Below are 23,973 nucleotides of genomic sequence, written 5' to 3' on the forward strand. Positions count from 1 at the left end.
TGAGCACGAGCATGACCCACCGTGAACCGCGACGGCTGAACGCGCCGGACGCCGCCGTCCTGGCGGCGGTCGAGACGGCCGTCCCGGGGATCACCCGCGCCCGCGCGAGCGACCGGCTCGGCATGGCCCACGACGCCTCCCACTACCTGCTGACCCCGCAGGCCGTGCTGGTGGCCGAGAGCGCCGGCCAGGTCGCCGCGCTGCTGCGCACCGGCCTGCCGCTGACCTTCCGCTCCGGCGGCACCAGCCTCAGCGGGCAGGGCGTCAGCGAGCACCTGCTCGTGGACACCCGCCGGCACTTCCGCTCGATCGAGGTGCTCGACGACGGCGCCCGCGTACGGGTCCAGCCCGGCGCCGTGCTGCGGCAGGTCAACGCCCGCCTGGCCCCGTACGGGCGCAAGCTCGGCCCCGACCCGGCCAGCGAGTCGGCCTGCACGATCGGCGGCGTCGTGGCCAACAACTCCAGCGGCATGACCTGCGGCACGCACGCCAACACCTACCGCACGCTGGAGTCGATGACGCTGGTGCTGCCGAGCGGCACCGTCCTGGACACCGGCGCCCCCGACGCCGACGAGCGGCTGCGCGCCCTGGAACCCGACCTCGCCGACGGCCTGACCAGGCTGCGCGACCGGATCCGCGGCAACCCCGGCTCGGTGCGGCGCGTCCAGGAGCAGTTCTCGCTGAAGAACACCATGGGCTACGGCCTGAACAGCTTCCTCGACCACGACGACCCGGCGCAGATCCTCGCCCACCTGGTCATCGGCAGCGAGGGCACCCTCGGCTTCGTCGCCGAGGCCGTCTTCCGGACCGTCCCCGCCCACCGCCTGGCCGCCACCGGCCTGCTCGTCTTCCCGACCCTGCGGGAGGCGATGGCCACGGTGCCGGAGCTGGTCGCAGCCGGGCCCGCCGCCGTCGAGCTGCTGGACGCCGAGTCCCTGCGCGTCGCCCGGACCGACCCCAAGGCCGACGAGACGCTGCGCGCGATGACCGTCGCCGAGCACGCCGCGCTGCTGGTCGAATGGCAGGAGTCCGACGCGGAGCTGCTCGCCGAGCGGGAGCGGGCCGCCGAGCGGGTCTTCGCCGGGCTGCGCCTGGCCGCCCCCGCCCGGCTGAGCAGGGAGGCCGGCGGCCGGGCCGCGCTGTGGCACATCCGCAAGGGCCTGTACGCCACCGTCGCCGGCGCCCGCCCCAGCGGCACGACCGCCCTGCTGGAGGACGTCGCCGTCCCCGTGCCCGCGCTGGCCGACCTGTGCGACGACCTGACCGCCCTGTTCGCCCAGCACCGCTACGAGCGCAGCGTCGTCTTCGGCCACGCCAAGGACGGCAACCTGCACTTCATGCTCAACGAGCGGTTCGCCACCGACCTCGACCGCTACGCCGAGTTCACCGAGGACATGGTGGAGGCCGTCCTGGCCAGGGGCGGCACGCTGAAGGCCGAGCACGGCACCGGCCGCGTCATGGCCCCGTTCGTGCGCCGCCAGTACGGCGACGAGCTGTACGAGGTGATGCGCGAGGTCAAACGCCTGTGCGACCCGGCCGGGACGCTCAACCCCGGCGTCGTCCTCACCGACGACCCCGAGGCCCACCTGCGCGACCTCAAGACCGTCGTCACCGTCGAGCCCGAGGTCGACCGCTGCGTCGAGTGCGGCTACTGCGAGCCCGTCTGCCCCAGCCGCGACCTGACCACCACCCCGCGCCAGCGCATCGTGCTGCGCCGCGAGCTGGCCGCCGCGCAGGCGGCCGGCGACCACGCCCTGGCCCGCGAGCTGGCGGACGCCTACGCCTACGACGCCGTCGACACCTGCGCCGTGGACGGCATGTGCGCCACCGCCTGCCCCGTCCTCATCAACACCGGCGACCTGACCAAACGTCTGCGCGCCGAGCGCCACGGCCGCGCCGCCCACGCGGGCTGGAAGAGCGCCGCCAAGCACTGGGACGGCGTCACCCGCGCCATGAACCTGGCCCTGGACACCGCCGCCGCGGTCCCGCCCGCGCTGCCCGAGGCCGCCTCGCGCGCCGCCCGCGCCCTGGCCGGGGCGGACGACGTCCCGCGGTGGAGCCGCGACCTGCCGCGCGGCGGCACCAGGCGCCGCCCGTCCCCGGCGGACGACGCCGACGCCGTCTACCTGCCGTCCTGCCTGAACACGCTGTTCGCCCCCGCCGACGGCGGCCCCGGCGTGATGACCGCCTTCCAGCGCCTGGCCGCCCGCGCCGGGCTGACGCTGCACGTCCCGGAGAAGATCGCCAGCCTGTGCTGCGGCACCCCGTGGTCGTCCAAGGGCTTCGCCGACGGCCACGAGGCCATGGGCGAGCGCGTCCGGGACGTGCTCGCGCGCGCCACCGACGGCGGCCGGCTGCCCGTGGTGAGCGACGCGGCCTCCTGCACCGAGGGCTACGCCCACCTGGTGCCCGGCCTCCGGGTCGTCGACGCGGTCGCCTTCACCGCCGAGCACGTCCTGCCCCGCCTGCCGCAGCCGCGCCGCCTGCCGTCGCTGGCGCTCCACCCGACCTGCTCCTCCACCCGCCTCGGCCTGGACGCCGCCGTCACCTGCCTCGCCGAGGCGGTCGCCGAGCGGGTCGTGATCCCGGACGGCTGGCAGTGCTGCGCCTTCGCCGGCGACCGCGGCCTGCTGCACCCCGAGCTGACCGCCTCGGCCACCCGCGCCGAGGCAGCGTCCGTGGCCGAGGCGGGCTGCGCCGCGCACGCCTCGGTCAACCGCACCTGCGAGCTGGGCCTGACCCGCGCCACCGGCCAGACCTACCGGCACCTCCTGGAGCTCCTCGACGAAGCAACCGCCTGAGGGGGGCGCGGTTTACACCGATGTGTCAATAAGATCGTCGCTGTTGCGAAGATCCGGCGATCGGGAGCACGATGAGCGACCCCGGCGGCTTCGGCCCCCTGGAGATGGACGAACGCGAGCGCATCGGTCCCTACCGGATCGTGGGCCGCATGGGCGCGGGCGGCATGGGCGTGGTCTACGCCGGGGTCGCGCCCGACGGCGGGCGGGTCGCGGTCAAGGTCATCCATCCGGGGCTGGCCGCCGACCCGCACTTCCACGACCGGTTCGTGCGCGAGGTCGAGGTGCTGTCGCGGGTGCGCGGGCGCTGCACGGTCGCGGTCCTGTCCGCCGACACCGGCGCCTCGCCGCCGTGGCTGGCCACCGAGTTCGTGCCCGGCCCCACGCTGACCGAGCACGTACGCGACCACGGGCCGCTGCCGCCGGACGACCTGGTCGCGTTCGGGGTGGACATCGCCGAGGCGCTCACCGACATCCACGGGGCCGGGATCGTCCACCGCGACCTCAAGCCGGGCAACGTGATCCTGGCCGCGTCCGGGGCGAAGGTGCTCGACTTCGGGATCGCCCGCGCCCTCGACGAGAGCGGGCTGACCGGCACCGGCGCGCTCATCGGCTCGCCCGGCTGGATCAGCCCCGAGCAGTACCGGGGCGACCAGGCCGACGCCGCCGCCGACGTCTTCGCCTGGGGCGCGCTGATGGTCTACGCCGCGACCGGGCGGCCGCCGTTCGGCCTGGGGGCGCCCGACGTGCTCGCCTACCGGGTCATGAGCGTCGATCCCGACCTGTCGGGGGTGCCCGAGGAGGTGCGCGACCTGGTCCGGGCGGCGCTCGCCAAGGACAGGGCGGCGCGTCCCGGGGCGGCGGAGCTGCTCGACGCGCTCCGGTCGGGCACGCTCCTCCTGCCCCGGCCCCCGTCCGGCACGCTCCCTCTGACACCCCCGCCGCCTCCACCCGGCACACTGCCCCTGACGCCGCCCCCGCCCGGCGGGCAGGGACCGTTGGGGCCGCCGTCGTCCGGCGGGCAGGGACCGTTGGGGCCGCCGTCGTCCGGCGGGCAGGGACCGTTGGGGCCGCCGTCGTCCGGCGGCCGGGCGCGGTTGTGGCCGGTGGGGGCCGCGGTGGTGGCGGTCGTCGCCGTCGTGGCGGTCGGCGCGGCGTTCGCGCTGAACGCGGCCGGCACGCCGGAGGCGCTGCCGTCCACGGACGACGGGCCCACCTCCTCCTACACCGACCCGCCCGCCACCTCCGCGGACCCGGACCCGACGGACACCCCGGAGGAGAGCGAGACCCCCGAGGAGACCCACACCCCGGAGGACACCCCGACCGAGACCGAAACGCCGGAGAAGACGCCCGAGAAGACACCCGAGGAGACGCCCACCAAGAGCAGGCCCCGCACCTTGCCGTGCGCCTCCTCGGGCTCGATCCTGCGCGAGGCCGCCGCGCTCAACGGCGGCAGCCTGCCGCAGGACGCCGTGGTCGCCCGCAAACGATGCGTCGGCTCGTGGGTCGCCGCCGAGCTGTCCTCCCCGAGCGTCGGCGCCATCGACCTGATCGCGCGGCGGAACGCGTCCCGGTTCCTCGACGCCCAGATCGGCAGCAACTTCTGCTCCCTGGAGGGCCGCCCGGCGCTGGTGGCGAGCGCGCCCGGCTCGATCAAGAGCTTCCTGTGCCCCAACGGCTTCGGCTGACCCGCGCGGGCCGGGTCAGACGGCGTCCGTGCAGACGGCCGAGCTCGCGGTGCGGCGGGCACGGGCGGGCTCGACGCAGGCCCGCGCCGGGACCTCGGGCGCGCAGACCTGGTCGGAGTAGATGACCCCGGTGCCCTCGTCGCCGCCGGAGTACTGGGTCAGGCTCTTGTCGTCCCCCGCGGCCGCCCGCACGCCCGGTCTGCGCTCCACCCACACGTTGTAGTCCGCGCCCTGCCCACGCTTGGTGAACCTGGCCCAGTTGACCTGGCAGGTGCCGCCCTTGCCGGGGCCGTACCGCGGTTCGAGGTAGCCGCCGAAGGCCCGGACCCACTTGGACGCCACGGTGGAGGAGCCCGCCGTGCAGCCGGTCAGCGCCGGGTCCTTGCCGTCGCAGGCCGTGCCGGAGCAGGTCCGGGCGGCCGGCCGGGCGTCCGCGGGGCCGTCGTCCGCGTGCGCCCCCGTGACCGGGAGCAGGGCCAGAGCCGCCGCCGCCAGCAGGACCGCCGTCCGGTGTGATCGCATGCCGCCACCTCGCCGGGAGCGGCCTCGACGTCGGCGCTGCCGCCCACCGCGCGGGCGCTGTCCCGGATGGAACGGGCGATGCCGAGACTGGTCGTCGGCGCGTCCGGGTCGAAGCCGCTGCCGTGGTCGAGCACGCTCAGCGCCAGCGTCCCGGACCGGCACTCGGCCCGCACCACGGCGTGCCGCACGCCCGCGTGCTTGCGCACGTTCGTCAGCGCCTCGCGCAGGATGCCGCTCAGCGCCTCGACGACCTCGGCCGGCATGCCCTCGCGTTCCGGCGCCGAACGCAGCCGGCCCGCGTTGAACTCCACCCGCAGCCCGCTGCCGACCGCCTGCCGCACGACCTCCTCCAGGGCGGCCACGACGTCCTCGGCCGGATCGCCGTCGTCGCCGCGCAGGAAGGCGCGCAGCCACTGCGACTCCTCCGCCACCCGCGCCGAGCGGCGCAGCTCTTCGGCCCTGGCCCGGTCCAGGTCGCCGGCGGTCCTGAACAGGATGCGCATGACGTACGCGGCCATCGTGGCGTTCGTCGTCAGCCCGGCGACGTGCGGCAGCCCGGCCCACCAGGCCAGGTCCGACTGGACGTACCCGAGGACCAGCGCGCCGCCCAGCGCCGCCGTCCACGCCAGCACGACGGGGAACGTGCGGAAGGAGATGCCGGCCATGATGCCGACGAGCAGCACGTACGGCAGGACCGTGCCAGGCCAGCCGTCGGTCACCCGCGAGCCCGCGTGGTGACCGGCGGCGAGCACCGCCGCCGTCACCAGGCCGAGGTCCACGCAGAGCAGCCAGCGGGGCGGGAGCGCGGCGCGGGCCGCCGTGACCACGCACACCAGCAGGCTGACCGCGCCCATCGCCCCCAGCAGGTACGGCAGCGGCCCCAGCGTCAGCCACCGCCCGTCGCCCAGCACCTCCAGCGACCCGCACAACACCAGCGCGCCCACCCGGACGACCACCATGGTGAGGGCCCGGCCGCGCTCCATGCCGGCGACCGCCGTGCCGGGCGGGCGCGGCGGTCGCGGAGGGCTCACGGCCGGTCGCGGCGTTCGAGCCGGTTGAGCGCCGCGCGGGTGAGCTCGGCCTTGTTGCCGACCTGCAGCTTGGCCCTGATGCGCTCGACGTAGGTGTCCACCGTGGCCTTGCTGAGGCCCATCCGGCGGCCCACCTGGGCGTGGGTGAAGCCCTGGGCTATGTAGGAGAGGGTCTCCTCCTCCCGGGCCGACAGCCGGGGCGGGGCCTCGCCGCCCTCGCCTTCCTCCTGGGCGCCGGATCCCGCGGGCGGGCGGGCGCTGTCGTCCAGCTCGCTCTGCAGGATGTCGGCCAGGCCCGCCGACAGGTAGAAGCCGCCCGCGGCCACCGTGCGCACGGCGGCGACGATGAGCTCGGAGGGGGCGTCCTTGGTGACGTACCCGTTGGCGCCGCAGCGGATCGCCGCCAGCACGTCGGCGGGCCGTCCGGAGGCCGACACGATGAGGACCCGCGTGACGGCCGCCAGCTCCTTGACCGCGGCCAGGCACGGCCGGTCCTCGGCCAGGTAGAGGTCGAGGATCAGCACGTCGTACCCGGCGTCGAAGCCGCGCAGGTCCCCGACGGACGAGCCCCGCAGCACCACCTGCAGGTCCTCGTGCCGGTGCAGGAGGTACTCCAGTCCATGGCGGATCAGCTCGTGGTCGTCGATCACGGCGATCCGGATCACGTCTTGCTCCGCGGCAGGCTGCGAACGAGGTGACATGTCAACAACGGTGAGCAGAAGTGTGCAAGACCAGCAAGTCCTGAAAAACCACTACAAGTTCGTATTGTAGATCATGAATCCTGTGGTGCACGGGCGTTCGGACGGTAGCCGTCGGTGGCCCTGACGAGCTCGTGCAGCGTGCCGGGTTCGGCGCCGCCGTGGCCAGCGTCCTCGACGATCCGCAGCTCGGCCTCCGGCCAGGCGCGGTGCAGCTCCCAGGCGGCGTCGGGCGGCGTCTTCATGTCGTAGCGGCCGTTGACGATGACGCAGGGGATCTCCCGGATCGCCGCCACGTCGAGCAGCTCGCCCTCCCGCAGGAAGCAGCGCCGGGTGAAGTAGTGCGCCTCGATCCGGGCGAAGCCCAGCACCTCCCGGTCCGTCAGCGGAGGGGGAGGCGCGGGCAGCAGCGTGTTGGCCGCCAGCTCCCACGCCGCCCACGCCCGCGCCGCCGGCAGGTGCACCTCCGGGTCCGGGTCGAACAGGCGGCGGTGGTAGGCGCCGAGCAGGTCGTCCCGCTCGGTCCGCGGGATCGCGTCGCGGAAGGCCGTCCACTCCGCCGGGAACAGCCGGGCCGCCCCCGAGCCGGTGAACGCCCACGCCTCGTCGGCCGCGCTCGCCAGGTAGACCCCGCGCAGCACCAGCTCGGTCACCCGGCTCGGGTGGCGGCGCGCGTACGCCAGGGCCAGGGTCGCGCCCCACGAGCCGCCGAACACCTGCCACCGGTCGATCCCGAGCCGCCGCCTGAGCAGTTCCATGTCCGCGACCAGGTGCCAGGTCGTGTTGGCCTCCAGCGACACCCCGGGGTCGGCGGCGTGCGGGCGGCTGCGCCCGCAGTTGCGCTGGTCGAACAGGACGATCCGGTAGGCGCCGGGGTCGAAGAACCGGCGCTGCACGGGCAGCAGCCCGCCGCCGGGGCCGCCGTGGAGGAGGACGACCGGTTTGCCGCCGGGGTCGCCGCAGGTCTCCCAGTAGATCTCCTGGCCGTCGCCGACGTCGAGCAGGCCGCTCTCGTAGGGCTCGACGGGCGGGTAGAACGTCATCAGCGTCATGGCTACCAGACCTACTCGCCCGGGCCGCCCGGCGCGCAGCCGATCCACGCCGCCTGGCCGATCCGCGTCCTGTGGCCGATTCGCGTCGCGCGGCCGATCTACGACGGGCGTGCGAGTCCGGCGAGCGTGCGGCGGAGCAGCCGTGCGGCCAGGACCGGCTTGAAGGCGTTGTGCCGCAGCGGACGGGCCTCGGCCAGCGCCACGCCGGCGGCCCGCGCGAAGGCGGAGGCGTCCGGGACCGCGCCCGTCAGCAGGTCCTCGGCGGCGTGGGCGCGCCACGGCTTGTGCGCCACCCCGCCGAGCGCGACCCGCGCGAACACGATCCGGCCGTCCTCGACGTGCAGCAGCACGGCCGTGCTCACCAGCGCGAACGCGAACCCGGCCCGGTCCCTGACCTTCGCGTACGCCCCGCGCCCCGGCAGTGCGGGCGGCAGGTCCACGCTCGTGACCAGTTCGCCGTCCCGCAACACGGTCTCCACCTGCGGCGTCCGGCCGGGCAGCACGTGGAAGCCGGTGAACGGCACGCTGCGCGCCCCCCGCGGCCCGGTCAGGTTGACGGTCGCGTCGAGGGCGGCCAGGGCCACGCACATGTCCGAGGGGTGGACGGCGACGCAGCTCGGGCTCGCCCCCAGGACGGCGTGCGCGCGGTTGAACCCCTCCAGCGCGTCGCACCCCGCGCCGGGCACGCGCTTGTTGCAGGCGGCGGCGGTGTCGTAGAAGTAGCGGCAGCGCGTACGTTGCAGCAGGTTGCCGCCCACGGTCGCGCGGTTGCGCAACTGCGGCGAGGCGCCCGCCAGGATGGCCCGGGCGAGCACCGGATAGCGCCGCCGAACGCGCGGGTCGGCCGCGACCTTGGTGTTGCCGGCCAGCGCGCCGAGCCGCAGCCCGCCGCCGGGCAGGTCCTCGACGGCCGACAGCGGCAGGCGCGAGATGTCCACCACCCGGCCCGGCCGCTCGACCTCCTCCCGCATGAGGTCGACGAGGTTCGTCCCGCCGGCCAGGTAGCGGGCCGGGCCGCCGTCCGGCGGCGTCGCGGCCATCATCGCGACGGCCTCCGCCACGTCGGCCGCCCGCAGGTAGACGAACTCCCTCACGTCGCGGCGACCTCCCGGACGGCGGCGGCGATGTGGTGGTACGCCCCGCACCGGCACAGGTTGCCCGCCATGCGCTCGCCGAGCTCGGCGTCGGTCAGCTCGCGCGGTGGAGCGGTCAGGTCGGGCGTGGCGGCGCTGGGCACGCCGTCCCGCAGCTCGGCCAGCAGGCCGGCGACCGAGCAGACCTGGCCGGGGGTGCAGTATCCGCACTGCAGGGCGTCGTGCCGGACGAACGCCTCCTGCACCCGCGCGCCCACCGCGTCGTCCGCCAGGCCCTCGACGGTGACGATCTCCATCCCCTCGCACTGGACGGCCAGCAGCAGGCACGCGTACACCCGCAGGCCGTCGGCCAGGACGGTGCAGGTGCCGCAGGCCCCCTGGTCGCAGCCCTTCTTCGTGCCGGTCAGCCGGAGGTGCTCGCGCAGGAAGTCGAGCAGGGACACGCGCGGGTCCGCCGGCGGCTCGTGCGGCCGGCCGTTGACGCGCAGGGGGAGCGGGGCGCGGCCGTCCATCCCATCCCTCCGGCCGTACGGACTGTCGCGATCACCGTAACCCGCGCGGCGTGGGACGGAGCGGTCCGTCCGCTGGTCAAGGGCCAAAACGGTGACAGACATTGCCGAACACGGATCATCGGACGCAGCGAGCTGCCCGCCGTCGTGCGTGCCGGTCACCGGCTTCCGCGGCCCGCCGTCGTGCGCGCCCGCCACCGGCTTCCGCGGCCCGCCGCCGTGCGCGCCCGCCACCGGCCTTCCCGGGGGATCACCCCTTGGCGGTCATGGCCTGCGCGACCGTCAGGCTGTCCTCGTAGATGTGGCTGCGCGTGATCAGCCCGTCCTCGACGGTCAGGTGCAGCGCGAACGGCGACGTGTAGGAGACGCCGGTCGCGCGCACGGTCTGCACGATCTGCCCCAGCACCACGGCGTCCGCCCCGTCGACCAGGATCTGCCGCACCGTGGTCCCGTTCAGCTCCGGCACGTGATGCGCCCCCAGCGACCGGTAGTGCTCGGCCACCTCGGCCCGCCCGGACCGGGGCCGGATCCACGGCACCGCCGGATGCCCCTCGGCGGGCCAGCTGAGCTGCCAGTCGACCGGCTCGGCGAACAACTCCGCCGTCCGCTCGGGATCGCCCTCGCCGATCCGCCGCAACAACTCCTGCACGATGTCCCGCGTGTCCCTCTTCATACCCCCAGTCTCCCGGCCCGCCTGAACGCCGTCGATTACCCCGGAGGTAACCGCCGACGGTATTCCAAAGGAATCCTTGACATCGCCGGGGCGGATGGCGGAACATTCCAAGCATGTCTTTGGAATCTTCGGGGCGGCGGCTGGTGCTCGACGATCCGGCCGCGATGCGGGCCTTCGCCCATCCGGTCCGGCTGGCGCTGCACGAGCTGCTGTTGCGGTCGGGGGCGACCACAGCCGCCGACGCCGCCCGCGAGCTCGGCATCAGCCAGGCGCTGGCCTCCTACCACCTGCGGCAACTGGCCAAGTACGGCCTGGTGGAGCAGGCCGAGGCGCGCGACGAGCGGGAGCGGCCCTGGAAGGTGACCGCGAGCGTCCAGGTGTGGGATGACGACGTGACCGGGTCCGAGCGGTCGGCCGCCCGCAGCCTGCTGGAGCAGGTCCTGGCCGAGCGGGCGCTCTCGCGGCTGGTGGAGTGGCAGGAGGCGCGGCGGGGCGAGGAGGAGCCCTGGCGCGGGGTCGGCGGCATCGGCAACACCTACCTCTACGTCACCCCGCAGGAGATCACGGCGCTCGGCGAGGCCGTCGCCGACCTGTTGCGGCCGCTGATGGCCCGCGTGGACGACGCGGCGGCCCGTCCCGAAGGGGCCCGGCCCGTGCTGGTGACGCAGATGGTGATCCCGCTCGCCCCGACGGCCTCCGGTGACTGACCGACGCCCCCCGGCCGCGGCGGCCGGCCGGGCCGGTGGGCAAACGGCTGAGGAGCCGCCGGGTCGGGAGGCCAGGGCCGGGATGCGGTGGTGGCCGGGGCGGGGCGGTGGCGGGTGGGTGGGGCCCGGCGGCGGGCGGGGGTTCGGGCGGTTGCTGGTCGCGTCCGTCGTGTCCCAGACGGGCGACTGGGTGATCAGCACCGGGCTGGCGTTCCACGTCTACCGCCTGACCGGCTCCACCCTGTCCACCGCGATCATGCTGCTGGTCTCCCGGCTGCCCCACGTCCTGCTCGGGTCCGTGGCCGGGGTGCTGGCCGACCGCTGGGACCGCCGCCGGTTGCTGGTCGTCACCGACGTGCTGCTCGGGCTCGGGTTGCTGCCCCTGCTGGCGGTACGCGGCCCCGCCCAGGTCTGGATCGTGTACGCGGTCGCCCTGTGGACCGGCGTGCTCGGCACCCTGCTCGCCCCGGCGCAACGGGCGCTCGTCCCGCAGCTCGTGCCCGCGTCCGGGCTGGTCCGGGCCAACGCCCTGCACGGCCAGAGCGGCCAGCTCGCCCGGCTGCTGGGGGCGATGCTGGGCGGCGTCGCCGTCACGGCGGGCGGTTTGCCCGCCATCGTCCTGCTCGACGTGGCCAGCTTCGTGATCTCCGCGGTTCTGCAGGCGACCCTGCGCGTCCCGGCCAGGTCGCCGGTCGTGGCGCGGGCGCCGTCCGTCCGTGCCCAGTGGGCCTCCGGGCTGCGGCTGGCCATGGGGAACCCCGGCGTCCGGCTGCTGGCGGGATACATGCTGATCACAGGGGCGGGCGAGGGGATCTTCGCCACGCTCGCCGCCCCCTTCGTGGCCGACGTCCTGGGCGGCCAGGGCGACGCGTACGGGCTGTTCCTGTCGGTGCAGGCGGTCGGCGGGCTGGCCGGCGGGCTGGCTGTGGCCCTGCACCGGCGCGACCCCGCGCCACGGCTGCTCCTCGGCTGGGGCACGGTCGCGTTCGGCCTGCTCGACCTGGCGCTGTTCGCCTACCTTCTCGCCCTCGACGCGTTGTGGCCCGCCCTCGTGCTGATCGCGCTGGCCGGGCTCCCGGCGGCCGCGGCGATGGCCGGGTTCACCACGCTGGCCCAGACGGCCACCACCGACGAGCGCCGGGGCGGCCTCATCGGGCTGCTCGCCAGCGCCCAGGCCGTCACCTCGCTGCTCGGCATGGCGTCGGCCGGGGTGCTCGGGGAGGTCGTCGGCATCGTCCCCGCGTTGTGCCTGCACGCCGCGGGGCTCGTCACCGCGGGCGTGCTCGTGCTGACGAACCGTCCCCCCCACCCCCGGCGCGCCGCCGCCCCCGCCGCTCCCGGCCGGAGCCGTCCATGACGTTTGTCATGGACGCGTCTCTGACGACCGGCACTACACCCGGCGCCGCCACTCCCAGCAGGCTGGTCCCATGCTGAAACTCAAGGATGACCGGCCCCGGCGGCCGACGCCGGCCGCCGCGCGTTACCGTCGGGCCCTGTGACGGGTGACGCGGCGGTGCGGGAGGTGGAGTTCAGCCGGGGCCGGACGGCGGCGCGCGCCGGGTCGTGCGGGTGGCTGCTGCTGCTGGGGTGGCCGCTGTGGTCGTTCTTCTCCGCGCGTCCCGGCGTGCTCGCGGTGGTGTGGGTGGTCGTGGCGGTCGCGGTCTTCACGGCGTGCTGGCTGCGGATCATGTGGCGGGCGCTCAGCGCCCTGGGCGCGGCGGCGCTGACCTGGACGCCGGTGGGGCTGGTGGCCGCCGCGCTGGCGCTGCTGCCGGTGCTGCGGGCGCCGTGGGCGTACGTCGGGTTCGTGTTCGTGGTCAGCGCCCTGTCGGCCTGCCTCTCGCGGGTCGCCTTCGTCGTGTCGGCGGCGGTGACGACGGTCGTGGTGGTGGCCGCGCTGACGGCGTACGGGCGGCCGTTCGACCAGGTCTGGTGGGTGCCGCTGGTGATCCTGGTCGAGGCGGTGACGGTGGCGAGCCTGAAGCACCTGGGCGAGATGGTCGCCCGGCTCGACGCCGCCCGCGCCCACGTCGCCCGGCTCGCCGTGGACAACGAACGCCTGCGCTTCGCCCGCGACCTGCACGACACGCTCGGCCACACGCTCACCTCGATCACCATCAGGAGCCAGCTCGCCGCCCGGCTGGCCCGTACCGACCCGGAACGGGCCGCCCGCGAGATGGCCGACGTTGAACGCGCCGCCCGCCAGGCGCTCGACGAGGTGCGCCACGCCGTGGCCGGCTACCGCGCCCCGTCCCTGTCGGGCGAGCTGCGCACGGCGGCCCACAGCCTGGACCTGGCCGGGATCCGGCTGGAGGTCTCGCCCGCCGGCGGCCCCGTCCCGGCCGCCGCCGAAACGCTGCTGGCCTGGACCGTACGGGAGGCCGCCACGAACGTCGTACGCCACAGCCGCGCCCGCCACTGCCGCATCGACCTCGCCGTCGACGACCACACCGCCACCGTCGAAATCCGCGACGACGGCCCCGGCCCCATCGGAGCCGCGGCCACCAGCCACGAAACCACCACCCCCGGAGCCGCAGTGCCCGGGTCCGGGGGCGAGGCGACCGGGCCAACGGCCGGCGGAGGTTCTGCCGGCAGGGGTGGCGCCGCCAGCACCGGAGCCGCAGGAGGTGCGGCGGGTGCCGAGGGGGGCTGGGCTGAAGGGACTGGGGGCGAGGGGGCAAGGGCCGGCGGAGTGGCGCCTCGGGGGATTGGCGGCAATGGGCTGATGGGGTTGGCTGAGCGGATCGTTGCCGTCGGTGGCCATCTGGAGGCCGGTCCGCTGCCAGGCGGCGGTTATCGGCTGCACGCGCGAGTGCCCTTGGAGATCCCATGATCCGCGTCCTCATCGCCGACGACCAGGACCTCGTCCGTGGCGGACTGGCCGCGCTGCTCGCTCTGGAGGACGGCATCGAGGTGGTGGCCGAGGTCGGCCGGGGCGACCTGGTCGAGCCAGCGGTGGCCGAGCACCGCCCCGACGTGGTCCTTCTCGACATCGAGATGCCCGGCATGTCCGGCCTGGAGGTCGCCGAACGCCTGCGCGGCCACCGGGTGGTCATCGTCACCACGTTCGGCCGGCCCGGCTACCTCAGCCGTGCCCTCGACGCGGGCGTGTCCGGGTTCGTGGTCAAGGACGCGCCGGTGGCCGAGCTGACCGCGGCCGTGCGCCGGGTGATGGCCGGTGAGACGGTGATCGATCCGAAGCTGGCGGTGTCGGCCCTGACCGTCGGGCCGAGCCCGCTCACCCAGCGCGAGGCCGAGGTGCTGCGGACCGCCTCCGGCGGCGCGACCGTCGCCGACATAGCCCGCATCCTGTTCCTGACCGAGGGCACCGTACGCAACTACCTGTCCTCGGCGATCACCAAGACCGGGGCCCGCAACCGCGCCGAGGCCGTCCGCACGGCCGAGTCCCGCGGCTGGCTCTGACCCCCGCCCACCCCCGCAACCTCTCAAGAGGAGCTGTGTCATGCCCTCCGACGACTTCCGCCCGCCCGGACCGGAGTTGTTCGACTACCCCGCCCTGTGGGACGGCGCCCCGCTCTGGCTCACCAAGCCGGTGCTGCTGGCCGTCGTCGGCGTGCTCGTGGTGTGCGCGCTGGCCTGGGGCGCCTTCTCCCGGCCCAAGCTGGTGCCGCGCGGCCTGCAGAACGCGGGCGAGTACGCCTACCTGTTCGTCCGCGACCAGATCGCCCGCCCGTCGCTGGGCGCGGACGCCGACCGCTGGATGCCGCTGCTGCTCACGCTCTTCCTGCTGATCCTGCTCTGGAACGTGATGGGCGTGATCCCGCTGCTCCAGTTCCCGGTCACCGCCCACGTCGCCTTCCCGTGGGTGCTGGCCGGGGTGGTCTACCTGCTCAAGCTCTACTTGGGCTTCAGGCACCAGGGCCTGGCCGGCTACCTCAGGAACGCGATGTTCCCCGAGGGCCTGCCCAAGGCCCTGGCGATCACCCTGTACGCGCCGCTCGAACTGTTCTACATCTTCGTCACCGCGCCGTTCACCCATGCCGTGCGGCTGTTCGCGAACATGTTCGCCGGGCACACGCTGCTGGCCTTCTTCAGCGCGGTCGGCTACTGGTTCCTGGTGGAGCGGCCGACCGTGGGCGGCGTGGCGGTGGGCGTGCTGGGCGTGTTCATGACGTGCGTGCTGACCGCGTTCGAGATCTTCGTCATGTTCCTGCAGGCGTACCTGTTCACGATGCTCACCGCCATGTACCTCGGCCAGTCCCTGCATCCGGAGCACTGACCGGTCAGGACGCGGGCGGCGCCAGCACCCGCCAGGCGGCCGGCCGCACGATCCAGGTGCGCCGCTCGGCGACCTGCTCCAGCTCGCCGTCCACGCTGGCCGGGACGGGCCCGCCCGCCACGGTGATCCGCCTGCCCCGGAAGGTCTGCACGTCGGGGCGGGCGGGGTGCCGGCCGCGGCGCAGCCCGGCGGCGAAGGCCAGCCGGGCCAGCGGTCCGGTGGCGTAGGAGACCACCACCTCGGCCAGCCCGTCGTCGGGCCGGGCCGCCGGGGCCAGCGGCGTGCCGCCGCCGATCGTGGCGCCGTTCCCGACGCCGGCCATGAGCACGCGGCGGCGGCCGGTGCACACCTGGGCGCCGTCCACCCTGATCCGCAGCCGCCAGCCGCCCGTCCCGGCGCCCGCCAGCACCGCGCCCACCGCGTACGCGGCCCGGCTGAGCAGCGGCTTCAGCGGCGCGGCCCGCTCGGCGGCGTGCGCGCCCACGCCGAGGTGCGCGGCGTTGACCACGATGCCGCCGTCGTCGTCGATCAGCAGGTCCACGGGCCGCTCGTGACCCGCCAGCACGACGCGGGCCGCCTCGGCCGGGTCGAGCGGGATGCCCAGCGTGCGGGCCAGGTCGTTGCCGGTGCCCATGGGAATCAGCCCGACCGGGCCGGCGTCCAGGCGGCCGTGCTCCAGCAGCGCGGCGACCAGCGCGTGCACGCTGCCGTCGCCGCCCATCACCACCGGGACCCGGTCGTCGTGCGACCGCACGGCCTCCTGCGCGTCGCCGTCGCAGACCCGCACGTCGGCCTCCGCCCGCAGCAGCCGCAGCACCTCCCGCGTGCCGTCGTCGCCGACGCCGCCGGCCTGCCGGTTGCAGATCACCAGAAGTCTCACGGGGTCCTCGCCTTCCCTTCCGCCGGGCGGATGGGTCTCTTCCCCGGGCGCCCGCCACAATGCCCCGCCGCCGGGACGCGTTCGCGGGGCGGAGGTTCGGCGCGCGGGACGCGGCGGCGCGCGCTTCTGTGGCGTTTCTAAGGTTTCCCGACGGTGGGGTGAAGGCGGCCGCGGTTGAGTGGCCGCAGCGGGCCGGGCCACCGGGGACCGGCCGCCAGAAGGGCAACCGACATGAACCCACGAAAGACCGCGCTGGCCCTCGGGACGGCGGCGGCCCTGACGCTGGCCGCCTCGGGGGCGGTGCCGGCCGCGGCGGCCGGCCCGTGTGCCCAGGTCTCGTCGACGTGCTCGCCCGCCGACGTGCAGGCCGACGCAGGGGCCGACCTGAAGACCCACGTGAAGATCGACGTCAGGACCGAGCGGGACCCCGGCGGCGGGAAGCCGCGCGACGGCAAGCCCGGCTGCGGTCCCGAAAAGACCGACAAGCCCGACAAGCCCGACAAGCGCGGGAAATTCGGCGAGAAGGACCACGGCATCTCCCGGGAGGCGTTCGCCAAGGCGCTCGCGGCCGAGCTGGGCGTCGGCCACGACCGCGCCCTGCGCGCCGTCAAGGAGCTGGACGCCCTGAGCGAGAAGGGCCGGGTGGACCCGGACTCGGCCGGGTTCGGCGCGGTGGCCGCGCACCTCGGCGTCACGCCGGACCGGCTGGAGCAGGCGCTGCGGAACGTCAAGCGCGCGCTGGCCGCCTCCGAGCCCGCATAGAGACCGGCACCGATCTTCCTCGGCCGGGGTTGCGGAGGGGAGAGTGGCACCATGCACGTCCTTGTTGCCGATGACGACGAGGCGGTCCGCCGCTCCCTGACCCACGCGCTCACCCGCGAGGGCTACGACGTCAGCGTCGCCGCCGACGGCCTGCGCGCCCTGGAGGCGGCCGGCGGCGGACGACAGGACGCGGTGGTGCTGGACATCATGATGCCCGGCCTGGACGGCCTGGAGGTGTGCCGCCGCCTGCGGGCCGCCGGCGACCGCACCCCGATCCTCATGCTCACCGCCCGCGACCTGGTCGGCGACCGGGTCGCGGGCCTGGACGCGGGCGCCGACGACTACCTGGTCAAGCCGTTCGCGCTGGAGGAGCTGCGGGCCAGGCTGCGCGCGCTGCTGCGCCGCAGCGCGCCCGCCCAGGGGCTGCTCCGCCACGCCGACCTGGAGCTGGATCCGGCCGCCTGCCGGGCCAGCCGCGGCGGCCGGCCGCTCGACCTGACCAGGACCGAGTACACGCTGCTGAAGGTGTTCCTGCGCAACCCGGGCCGGGTGCTCAGCCGCGAGGTCATCTTCGACTCGGTCTGGGGTACGACTTCGGGCCGTCCTCGAACGCGTTGTGGGTCTACATCAGCTACCTGCGGGCCAAGCTGGAGGCCGGGGGAGAGCCGCGGCTGATCCAGACCGTCCGCGGCCTGGGGTACGTGCTGCGGGAGGAGCGGTGAGGCTGCGCACCAGGGTCGCGCTGGCGGTCGCCGCCGTGGTGGCCGCCGCGCTGCTGGCGGTCTCGCTGGTGGTCTACCCGGCGGCCGCGGCGGGGCTGGCCGGCCAGCACGACGGGGAGCTGGTGCTGGCCGCCGGGCAGGCGCCGCGGCTGCTGGAGTCGCTGAAGACCGCCGACTCGCCGCTGCCCGCGACCCCGCTCCCGGTGGGCAACACGCTGCTGCAGTTCTGCCCCGACCCGCTGGTGACCGGCCCGACCGAGGGGTTCGTGCCGCTGGCCGAGCAGGACGAGGCGGTCGCGTACGGCAAGCTGCCCCCCTACTTCCGGGACGTCGCCTACGACGGCGTGCGCTACCGGCTCTACACGGCCCCGCTCAACCTGGGCAAGGGCGTCCTGGTGCGCACGGCGTTCCCGCTGAACCGCGACGAGCGGACGCTGAACGCGCTGAAGCTGCTGCTGGCCGCGCTGACGCTGGGCGGCGCGCTGGTCGCGGCGGCGGGCGCGCGGCTGCTCGCCGGCCGGGCGCTGCGGCCCGTCGCCCGGCTGACCGCCGTGGTGGAGCGGGTCACCGCCACCGGCACCCTCACCGCCGACGGGCTGGAGGGCATGGGCGCCGGACGGGACGAGGTGGCCCGCCTGGCCGGCTCGTTCACCACGATGACGCTCGCGCTGCGCGAGTCGGTGCTGGCCCAGCGGCGCCTGGTCGCCGACGCCTCCCACGAGCTGCGCACGCCGCTGACCAGCCTCACCACCAACCTGGAGCTGCTGGAGGAAGGGCGCGGCACGGCCGACCCGCAGGCCCCGGCCCTGGTGCACGAGGCCCGCGTCCAGGCCGAGGAGCTGCGGGTGCTGGTCAACGACCTGGTCGAGCTGGCCAGGCACGGCGACGTCGAGCTGCACCTGGAGGACGTCCGGCTCGACCTGGTGGCCGGGCGCGTGCTGGCCAGGGCCGCGGCCCGCGCCCCGCACGTACGGCTGCGCGGCGAGCTGGCCGAGTGCCTGGTGACGGCCGACGCCGACGCGGTCGAACGGGCGGTCTCCAACCTGGTGGACAACGCGATCAAGTGGAGCCCGCCCGGCGGCGTGGTGCTGGTACGGGTGGACGCGGCGGGCTCGTTGTCGGTGGCCGACCAGGGCCCCGGCATCGCGGCCCACGACCTGCCGTTCGTGTTCGACCGGTTCTACCGCGCCGAGTCGGCCCGCTCCCTGCCGGGTTCGGGGCTCGGCCTGGCCATCGTCCGCCAGATCGCCGAGGCGCACGCCGGATCGGTGCGCGCCGAGCCGCTGCGGCCCGGCGTACGGCTGGTCCTCGCGCTGCCCCCGGCCACCTGACCCGCCGCGGATGAGGGCGCGACCACGGGCGCGGACCCCCGCACCCGCGGCCGCGCCGGTCAAGGGGCCGGTGGCCGGTCGGTGTTCAATGAGCCCCGGCGACGGGCACCGCGGGCGTGGCGGGCGCGGCCGGCCGGGGCATCGGACGCGGCGGCAGCGCCATCAGCGCCAGGCCGAGCACCGCCCACAGGCCGAGCACCGTCAGCGGGACGGCCACGGCGGCGCCGTCGAAGTAGACCACGCTGCGCACCAGTTCGAGCGCCGACCGGGTGGGCAGCACGTAGCCGAGCGCCGCGTACCAGGGCTCGATGAAGGCGGCGCCGAACGGGCCGCCGCTGGCCGGCAGGCCGATCGGGATGAACAGCACGGCCGCCGCGATCACGCCGCGCGGCCCGAAGCGGCGCATCAGGCCGTTCACCGCCACCGAGATCAGGAAGATCACCGCAGCGGAGACGGCCAGGAGACCGAGCGGGGCGCCGGTGAGCGCGCCGAGCAGGCCGTCGACGACCCAGGTGAGCGCCAGGCCGCCGGTCACCGCGCCGAGCGCGAGCGCCGCCAGCCGCAGCCCCCGGTGCATCATCGGCTGCATGCGCATGGTGAGCACGGTCGTCGCCAGCGCGGTCAGCAGCAGGCCCAGCACGTAGAACATGCCGGACACGCCGGAGGAGTCGCCCTCGGCCAGCGGCCGCACGTCCTCGACCGCGAGCTGCCGTCCGGCGGCGCGCTGCATCAGGGCGGTGAAGTGCGGGGCCGCCGTGTCGCCGCCCGCGCTGGCGACCAGCAGGCGGCCCTCGCCGGCCAGGTAGGCGGCCTCGACCTCGCGCCGGAGCACCGCCGTCCGCGCGCCGGCCGCGTCGGCGTAGGGGCGCGCGTCCACGGCCCCGCCCGCGGCCTGCTCCAGGCGGGCGGCGTCGGGGCCGACCACGGCGAGCGGCACCCTGTGCGGAACCGGGTGGTGCAACGCTCCGACGAACGAGCCGATGATCACGGCGCCGACGACCGCGGACACCAGGTAGGCGACCGCGACTCGAACAGCGGGATTCTTCATGACGCTCCTCAGTTGTCCACCCGGCTCAGGTCCTGGCGGCGGCCCGCACGACCGGCGCCGCCGCCCTCACCTTGCCGGTTAGAGCGCGCGCTAAGTCAAGGCGTCGGACTCGGATCTGGCCCGCGAATGTTCCAGGAAGTTGAACGTCATCACCACGAGCACCAGGGCGGCCACCGACAGCAGCGCCGGCGCCTGCAACGCGATCGGGATGATCGCCAGGCTGGCCACCGGCATGGCGAGCTGCGGCCCCGACCACTTGCCGAAGATGTGCCAGCGGGCGTAGCAGAACGTCGCGAAGTACAGGGCGCAGCCGCCGAACAGCAGCGCGGTCACGGGAGCGGCGAAGACCTGGCCGGGATGGGAGACGACCTCGGCCATGCCCACCGCCATCGCCATGATCGACCCGATGAAGGCCAGGTGGCCGTAGGAGAAGACGCGCCGGATCAGGTCGGTGCGGATCACGGCCTCGTCCAGGGCCTTGGGCAGCGACTCGGCGGCGAAGATGAAGTACACCCACCACAGCGCGCAGGCCAGCACGAACGTCGCGGCGACCGCGCCGATCGAGCCCACGGCGAGCGGGCGCGCCGCCGACGCCTGCGCGCCGATGGCCAGGATCGGCTCGCCCATCGCGATGATCAGCAACAGGCCGAACCGCTCGGGTAAGTGATGGGGATGGAAGTTGACCCGCACCAGATGGCTGCGGGTCAGCACCGGCGCGGCCAGGTCGATGGCGGCGGCCGCGGCCCAGACCCACACCCGGGTGCCGCTGTCGAGCAGGCCCCCGGCCAGCAGCAGCGGCCCGGTCACGCACACCGAGAGCGTGAACGGATTGACCAGCTCGAACGGCCGGCCGCGGAAGTACAGCGCGGCCAGCAGCGAGCGCTGGGCGAAGTAGGCGGCGCCGAACATCAGCCCGCGCTCCTCGTAGGCCAGGGGGGTGGCCAGCGCCATGAACAGCCCGCACAGGCTGAGCGCCAGGATGCCCAGCCGGTCGGGGGTGTTGTTGACGTCGCGGGTGTTGGCGTGCACCGCCATGCCCACCCAGGCCCAGTACGTCGGCACCAGCACGACGACGGCCTGCCCCACGCTGCCCCAGCCGTGGCCGCGGTGGAGCAGGTCGGACAGCTGGGTGACGGCGAACACGAAGACCAGGTCGAAGAAGAGCTCGACCCAGGTGACTTGCTTGTCTGCTTTCGGCTTCATCGAGCGGTGTGACTCCTCGTACGTCGTGCGGGTGCTCACGCGGGCAGCAGCGCGGGCTCGGCGCCCGCGGCCAGCCGCCAGCGCACGTCGAAGGCGTAGGCGGCCGAGGCCAGCGTGACGTGGTGGTGCCAGCCGTGGAAGGAACGGCCCTCGTAGTCGAACAGCCCGAAGCCCCCGGCCAGCTCGCCGATGGCGTGGGCGGCCCGCCAGCGGGACTTGGCCAGCGCGACCAGCTCCTGCGCCGGCACGGACATGTTCGTCAGCCAGAACGCGCGCGGCCGCGGCCGGCCGAGCGGCCACTCCACCAGCACCCTGCGCGAGCGCGCCTGCTCGTCGGAGACCGGCAGGAGGACGAACTGCGAACGCAGCGACCGCCCCCGCGGCCCCTCCCACCAGGCCACCGTGCGCCGCTCCGCCCCGGCCGCGGCCTGCGCCGCCTCGGCCAGCGAGACGCGGGCCCGCGGGCCGCCCCCGCGCACCACGCTCATCGAGGCCCTGACCCGGTGGCGGGCCTCGACCTCGACGACGTAGTCGAGGCCGCGGTCCTCCAGGCCGCGCAGCAGGTCGGCGACGCCCCGGACGTGGGTGAGGTCGGCCACCAGCGGCGCGACGGGCGTGCCCCAGTCGAGCGTCAGGTCGTCGACCAGGTCGATCACGTGCTCGCCGAAGGGCCGGTGCCGCTCCTGGTCGGGCACGTGCGCGCGGGCCCGCCGGTCGTGGTCGGCCTCCCACGACTGCGGCAGGCACAGCCGCCAGTTGACCGGCACGGCGGCCTCGCCGGAGGTCATCAGCACGGCCGCGCCCACCTGGCAGTTGACCGTGCGGCCCAGGCCGCGCACGTACTGGCGCTCGACGCCCGCCGACCAGCGGCCGTGCTTGGCGAAGGCCACCTCCTCCACCAGCCACGCGGCCGGGGGCGCGCCGGTCGCCAGCACGTCGGCGACGGTGCGGCGGACCGGGCGCGGGTCCCAGCGGCTCTGGTTGACGAACTGCTGGAGCGACTGGCCGTTGTGCGGGCCGCCCACCTCGTCGGCGATGCGCTGGATGGACTTGCGCCCGCCCGCGTGCAGCAGCCCCAGCACGTACGACTCGGCCGCGCTACGCTGGTCGGAGCGCGGCAGCGAACCGAATATCGTACCGAAGAATTCCGCGAACTCTTCGCGCTCGTTCACCGCGAGTTCTCTCATGACCGCCCCTCACCTGCATTAGAGAAGATCCGTAATGGCGAACGCGGTCAGGATCGCAGTTAAGTTTTGGTTCGCACAAGAGAGTAACACCAAGGTGGCAGCGGAGCTGTCCTGGAGTATTAAAGGGAGTACTCTAGGAGGCATCTACCGGGTGCTCATCGATAACCCGGTATTACATCACACGCGGCCCCAGTCAGGTGTGCGGGTAATGCACTTGCCGCCCGATGAGTCTGGAGTGCACTCTTGCATCCACCGGAATCATGTGATCATATGATGCGGGGATCTGCGCCGGTGACAGAGTAAGGCGACACACACTACGGGGGATGACCAGTGCAGTGCAACATCCAGCCCACGGTTGTGATAGCCGAACGGATCGAGGCCCATAAGGCTGCGATCTTGGCACAGCTGTGCGGCGAAATTGAAGAATCAACTTCCGGGGCCGCCGCGGGCGAGTGCGCGGAGTTGGCGGAAGAGCTCCTCGACCTGATGGTGGCCCGGCTCAAGGCCAGTACGGACCGCTCCGCGGGAGCCCTGGCCGGGTCAATGGACGGCGGCCGCGGCGACGCCCGGGAATGGCGGAGAATTTCCCGCGACCTGCACGACCGGGTGGGCCACGAGATCAGCGTGGCGAGCCGGCAGCTGGAGCTCGCCGAAATCGGTCACGCACGTGGTACGGACGGTTTCCCGGTGCATGTGAAGGAGGCGAAGGCCGCGCTGCTGCGAGCTCACCAGGAAATCCGCGACGTCATATCCGACCTGCGCGTTCATGCCCATTGGCCGGGAATGGAGCAAGCGCTTGTGCGGCTCATGACTACCATTGTGGACCCGCGGCTGGAGCACCGCATCACCCTTATCGGCGATGTCGACGGCCTGCCTCCGCGCATTCGGGACGAGTTATTCCTGATATTACGCGAAGCCATTACCAACAGCATCTCCCACGCGGCCGCCGACCTGCTCGAAGTGTGCGTCAAGATTGTGCACGACCGGATCACAGCAATTGTGCGGGACAATGGCCGGGGTTTCTCGGGCTGGCGCGCGAAACATGGGAACGGCCTGACCTCCATGCGCGAGCGCGGGGTCGCTCTGGGCGGCCTGGTGACCATAGAGAGCACCCCCGGGAAGGGCACCGAGGTCGTCTTCCGTGCCCCTGTCCGGGCTGTCCGGGACGAGCGGCCGAAGGAAACATCGGATGCAAAGAGAAGGCAGCATTGACGTCCTCATCGCCGACGACCACACGATCCTGCGGGAGACGCTCAAGCAGACACTGGAGCTCGAACCCGACCTTCGTGTCGTCGCCACCGCGGGGGACGCGCGCGCGGCGGTGAAGTCGGCCGAGGCGCTGCGGCCGGACGTCGTGGTGCTCGATGTGGAGATGCCCGGCGACGGCGTCGTGCGCACCACCACCCACATCCACCGGGTCTCGCCCCGCTCCCGCGTCATCGTGCTGAGCATGTACGACGACCCGGTGCTGGTGCAGGAGCTCATCGCCCACGGCGTGCGCGGCTACCTGCTCAAGAGCGTCGGCCGGGAGGAGCTGGTGCAGGCCATCCGCGGCGTCTGCGCGGACGCCGAGCGGGTGGTCCTGTCGGTGTCGCGGGAGAGCCTGATGATGTCCGGCCGGCCGCGCGCCGGCAAGCTGTCCGAGCGGGAGCTGAGCGTGCTGTCCCTGGCCGCCCAGGGCCTCAGCAACGCCCAGATCGCCACCCGGCTGATGATCGCCGAAGGCACGGTCAAGCGTCACCTGCGCAACATCTTCACCAAGCTCGACGCCACCTCCCGCCTCGACGCCGTGAACAAGGCCATGGCCGCGTCACTGCTGACGCTCTGA

22 protein-coding genes and 1 pseudogene are annotated in these 23,973 nt (G+C 74.2%); 12 read left to right on the forward strand and 11 right to left on the reverse strand.

Features of this window, described 5'->3' with window-relative positions; genetic code table 11:
- Positions 1-11: 11 nt before the first annotated feature.
- Both ACIBST_RS41640 and ACIBST_RS41645 read left to right on the forward strand, forming a co-directional pair.
- Complete coding sequence (locus tag ACIBST_RS41640; protein WP_397179030.1) at positions 12-2,801, forward strand: FAD-binding and (Fe-S)-binding domain-containing protein; 2,790 nt, start codon at positions 12-14, stop codon at positions 2,799-2,801.
- A gap of 71 nt (positions 2,802-2,872) precedes the next feature.
- A complete protein-coding gene (locus tag ACIBST_RS41645; RefSeq protein ID WP_397179031.1) occupies positions 2,873-4,486 on the forward strand; it encodes a serine/threonine-protein kinase in 1,614 nt (537 codons plus the stop codon).
- 15 nt (positions 4,487-4,501) lie between these two features.
- Here ACIBST_RS41645 and ACIBST_RS41650 read toward each other — a convergent pair whose 3' ends face one another.
- The 7 genes from ACIBST_RS41650 to ACIBST_RS41680 form a co-directional block, all read right to left on the reverse strand.
- Positions 4,502-4,828, reverse strand: a complete 327-nt coding sequence (locus ACIBST_RS41650; protein ID WP_397179136.1) for a hypothetical protein — start codon at positions 4,826-4,828, stop codon at positions 4,502-4,504.
- A 26-nt stretch (positions 4,829-4,854) separates the two neighbouring features.
- Positions 4,855-6,039 carry a sensor histidine kinase gene (locus ACIBST_RS41655; protein ID WP_397179032.1) on the reverse strand — a complete coding sequence of 395 codons (1,185 nt, stop codon included), beginning with the start codon at positions 6,037-6,039 and terminating at the stop codon, positions 4,855-4,857.
- Positions 6,036-6,704: a LuxR C-terminal-related transcriptional regulator gene (locus ACIBST_RS41660; protein ID WP_397179033.1), complete on the reverse strand. Its 669-nt coding sequence runs from the start codon at positions 6,702-6,704 to the stop codon at positions 6,036-6,038. Before ACIBST_RS41660 ends, ACIBST_RS41655 begins: the two co-directional genes overlap by 4 nt.
- Before the next feature lie 107 nt (positions 6,705-6,811).
- A complete protein-coding gene (pip, locus tag ACIBST_RS41665) occupies positions 6,812-7,783 on the reverse strand; it encodes a prolyl aminopeptidase (RefSeq protein WP_397179137.1) in 972 nt (323 codons plus the stop codon).
- Positions 7,784-7,887: 104 nt separating this feature from the next.
- A complete protein-coding gene (locus ACIBST_RS41670) occupies positions 7,888-8,883 on the reverse strand; it encodes an FAD binding domain-containing protein (RefSeq protein WP_397179034.1) in 996 nt (331 codons plus the stop codon).
- Entirely contained in the window at positions 8,880-9,395 is a 516-nt protein-coding gene (locus tag ACIBST_RS41675; RefSeq protein ID WP_397179035.1) for a (2Fe-2S)-binding protein, read from the reverse strand. Before ACIBST_RS41675 ends, ACIBST_RS41670 begins: the two co-directional genes overlap by 4 nt.
- A gap of 247 nt (positions 9,396-9,642) precedes the next feature.
- Positions 9,643-10,065 (reverse strand): nuclear transport factor 2 family protein, encoded by a 423-nt coding sequence (locus tag ACIBST_RS41680; protein ID WP_397179036.1) that lies wholly within the window; start codon positions 10,063-10,065, stop codon positions 9,643-9,645.
- A 113-nt stretch (positions 10,066-10,178) separates the two neighbouring features.
- Between ACIBST_RS41680 and ACIBST_RS41685 the strand changes: the two genes are divergently transcribed.
- From ACIBST_RS41685 to atpB, 5 genes are all read left to right on the forward strand, one after another.
- Positions 10,179-10,772 carry a helix-turn-helix domain-containing protein gene (locus ACIBST_RS41685; RefSeq protein ID WP_397179037.1) on the forward strand — a complete coding sequence of 198 codons (594 nt, stop codon included), beginning with the start codon at positions 10,179-10,181 and terminating at the stop codon, positions 10,770-10,772.
- A gap of 151 nt (positions 10,773-10,923) precedes the next feature.
- Positions 10,924-12,129: an MFS transporter gene (locus tag ACIBST_RS41690; protein ID WP_397179038.1), complete on the forward strand. Its 1,206-nt coding sequence runs from the start codon at positions 10,924-10,926 to the stop codon at positions 12,127-12,129.
- A gap of 138 nt (positions 12,130-12,267) precedes the next feature.
- On the forward strand, positions 12,268-13,605 hold the full coding sequence (locus ACIBST_RS41695; protein ID WP_397179039.1) for a sensor histidine kinase: 1,338 nt from the start codon (positions 12,268-12,270) through the stop codon (positions 13,603-13,605).
- A complete protein-coding gene (locus ACIBST_RS41700; protein ID WP_397179040.1) occupies positions 13,602-14,195 on the forward strand; it encodes a response regulator in 594 nt (197 codons plus the stop codon). The genes ACIBST_RS41695 and ACIBST_RS41700 overlap by 4 nt, the downstream gene beginning before the upstream one ends.
- Before the next feature lie 40 nt (positions 14,196-14,235).
- On the forward strand, positions 14,236-15,012 hold the full coding sequence (gene atpB / locus ACIBST_RS41705) for a F0F1 ATP synthase subunit A (protein WP_397179041.1): 777 nt from the start codon (positions 14,236-14,238) through the stop codon (positions 15,010-15,012).
- 4 nt (positions 15,013-15,016) lie between these two features.
- Here atpB and ACIBST_RS41710 read toward each other — a convergent pair whose 3' ends face one another.
- Positions 15,017-15,892 (reverse strand): diacylglycerol/lipid kinase family protein, encoded by an 876-nt coding sequence (locus ACIBST_RS41710; RefSeq protein WP_397179042.1) that lies wholly within the window; start codon positions 15,890-15,892, stop codon positions 15,017-15,019.
- Between the two features lie 231 nt (positions 15,893-16,123).
- On the opposite strand from ACIBST_RS41710, the gene ACIBST_RS41715 reads away from it, so the two are divergent.
- The 3 genes and pseudogenes from ACIBST_RS41715 (at position 16,124) to ACIBST_RS41725 (ending at position 18,707) form a co-directional block, all read left to right on the forward strand.
- A complete protein-coding gene (locus ACIBST_RS41715; RefSeq protein WP_397179043.1) occupies positions 16,124-16,654 on the forward strand; it encodes a hypothetical protein in 531 nt (176 codons plus the stop codon).
- A gap of 51 nt (positions 16,655-16,705) precedes the next feature.
- Positions 16,706-17,376 (forward strand): annotated as a pseudogene (locus ACIBST_RS41720) (response regulator transcription factor).
- Positions 17,373-18,707 (forward strand): sensor histidine kinase, encoded by a 1,335-nt coding sequence (locus ACIBST_RS41725; RefSeq protein ID WP_397179044.1) that lies wholly within the window; start codon positions 17,373-17,375, stop codon positions 18,705-18,707. Before ACIBST_RS41720 ends, ACIBST_RS41725 begins: the two are co-directional and overlap by 4 nt.
- 85 nt (positions 18,708-18,792) lie before the next feature.
- Here ACIBST_RS41725 and ACIBST_RS41730 read toward each other — a convergent pair whose 3' ends face one another.
- The 3 genes from ACIBST_RS41730 to ACIBST_RS41740 all read right to left on the reverse strand — a co-directional run bounded on the left by ACIBST_RS41730 (position 18,793) and on the right by ACIBST_RS41740 (position 22,145).
- Positions 18,793-19,755: a hypothetical protein gene (locus ACIBST_RS41730; RefSeq protein WP_397179045.1), complete on the reverse strand. Its 963-nt coding sequence runs from the start codon at positions 19,753-19,755 to the stop codon at positions 18,793-18,795.
- 90 nt (positions 19,756-19,845) lie between these two features.
- A complete protein-coding gene (locus ACIBST_RS41735; protein ID WP_397179046.1) occupies positions 19,846-20,958 on the reverse strand; it encodes a low temperature requirement protein A in 1,113 nt (370 codons plus the stop codon).
- A 35-nt stretch (positions 20,959-20,993) separates the two neighbouring features.
- Positions 20,994-22,145, reverse strand: a complete 1,152-nt coding sequence (locus ACIBST_RS41740; RefSeq protein WP_397179047.1) for an IS701 family transposase — start codon at positions 22,143-22,145, stop codon at positions 20,994-20,996.
- Between the two features lie 330 nt (positions 22,146-22,475).
- Here ACIBST_RS41740 and ACIBST_RS41745 point away from each other — a divergent pair, with 330 nt between their 5' ends.
- Together ACIBST_RS41745 and ACIBST_RS41750 are read left to right on the forward strand one after the other, a co-directional pair.
- Positions 22,476-23,357 carry a sensor histidine kinase gene (locus ACIBST_RS41745; RefSeq protein ID WP_397179048.1) on the forward strand — a complete coding sequence of 294 codons (882 nt, stop codon included), beginning with the start codon at positions 22,476-22,478 and terminating at the stop codon, positions 23,355-23,357.
- Positions 23,335-23,973 (forward strand): response regulator transcription factor, encoded by a 639-nt coding sequence (locus ACIBST_RS41750; protein WP_358297574.1) that lies wholly within the window; start codon positions 23,335-23,337, stop codon positions 23,971-23,973. Before ACIBST_RS41745 ends, ACIBST_RS41750 begins: the two co-directional genes overlap by 23 nt.

The organism is Nonomuraea sp. NPDC049684 (genome assembly GCF_044465345.1).
GTDB lineage: Bacteria > Actinomycetota > Actinomycetes > Streptosporangiales > Streptosporangiaceae > Nonomuraea.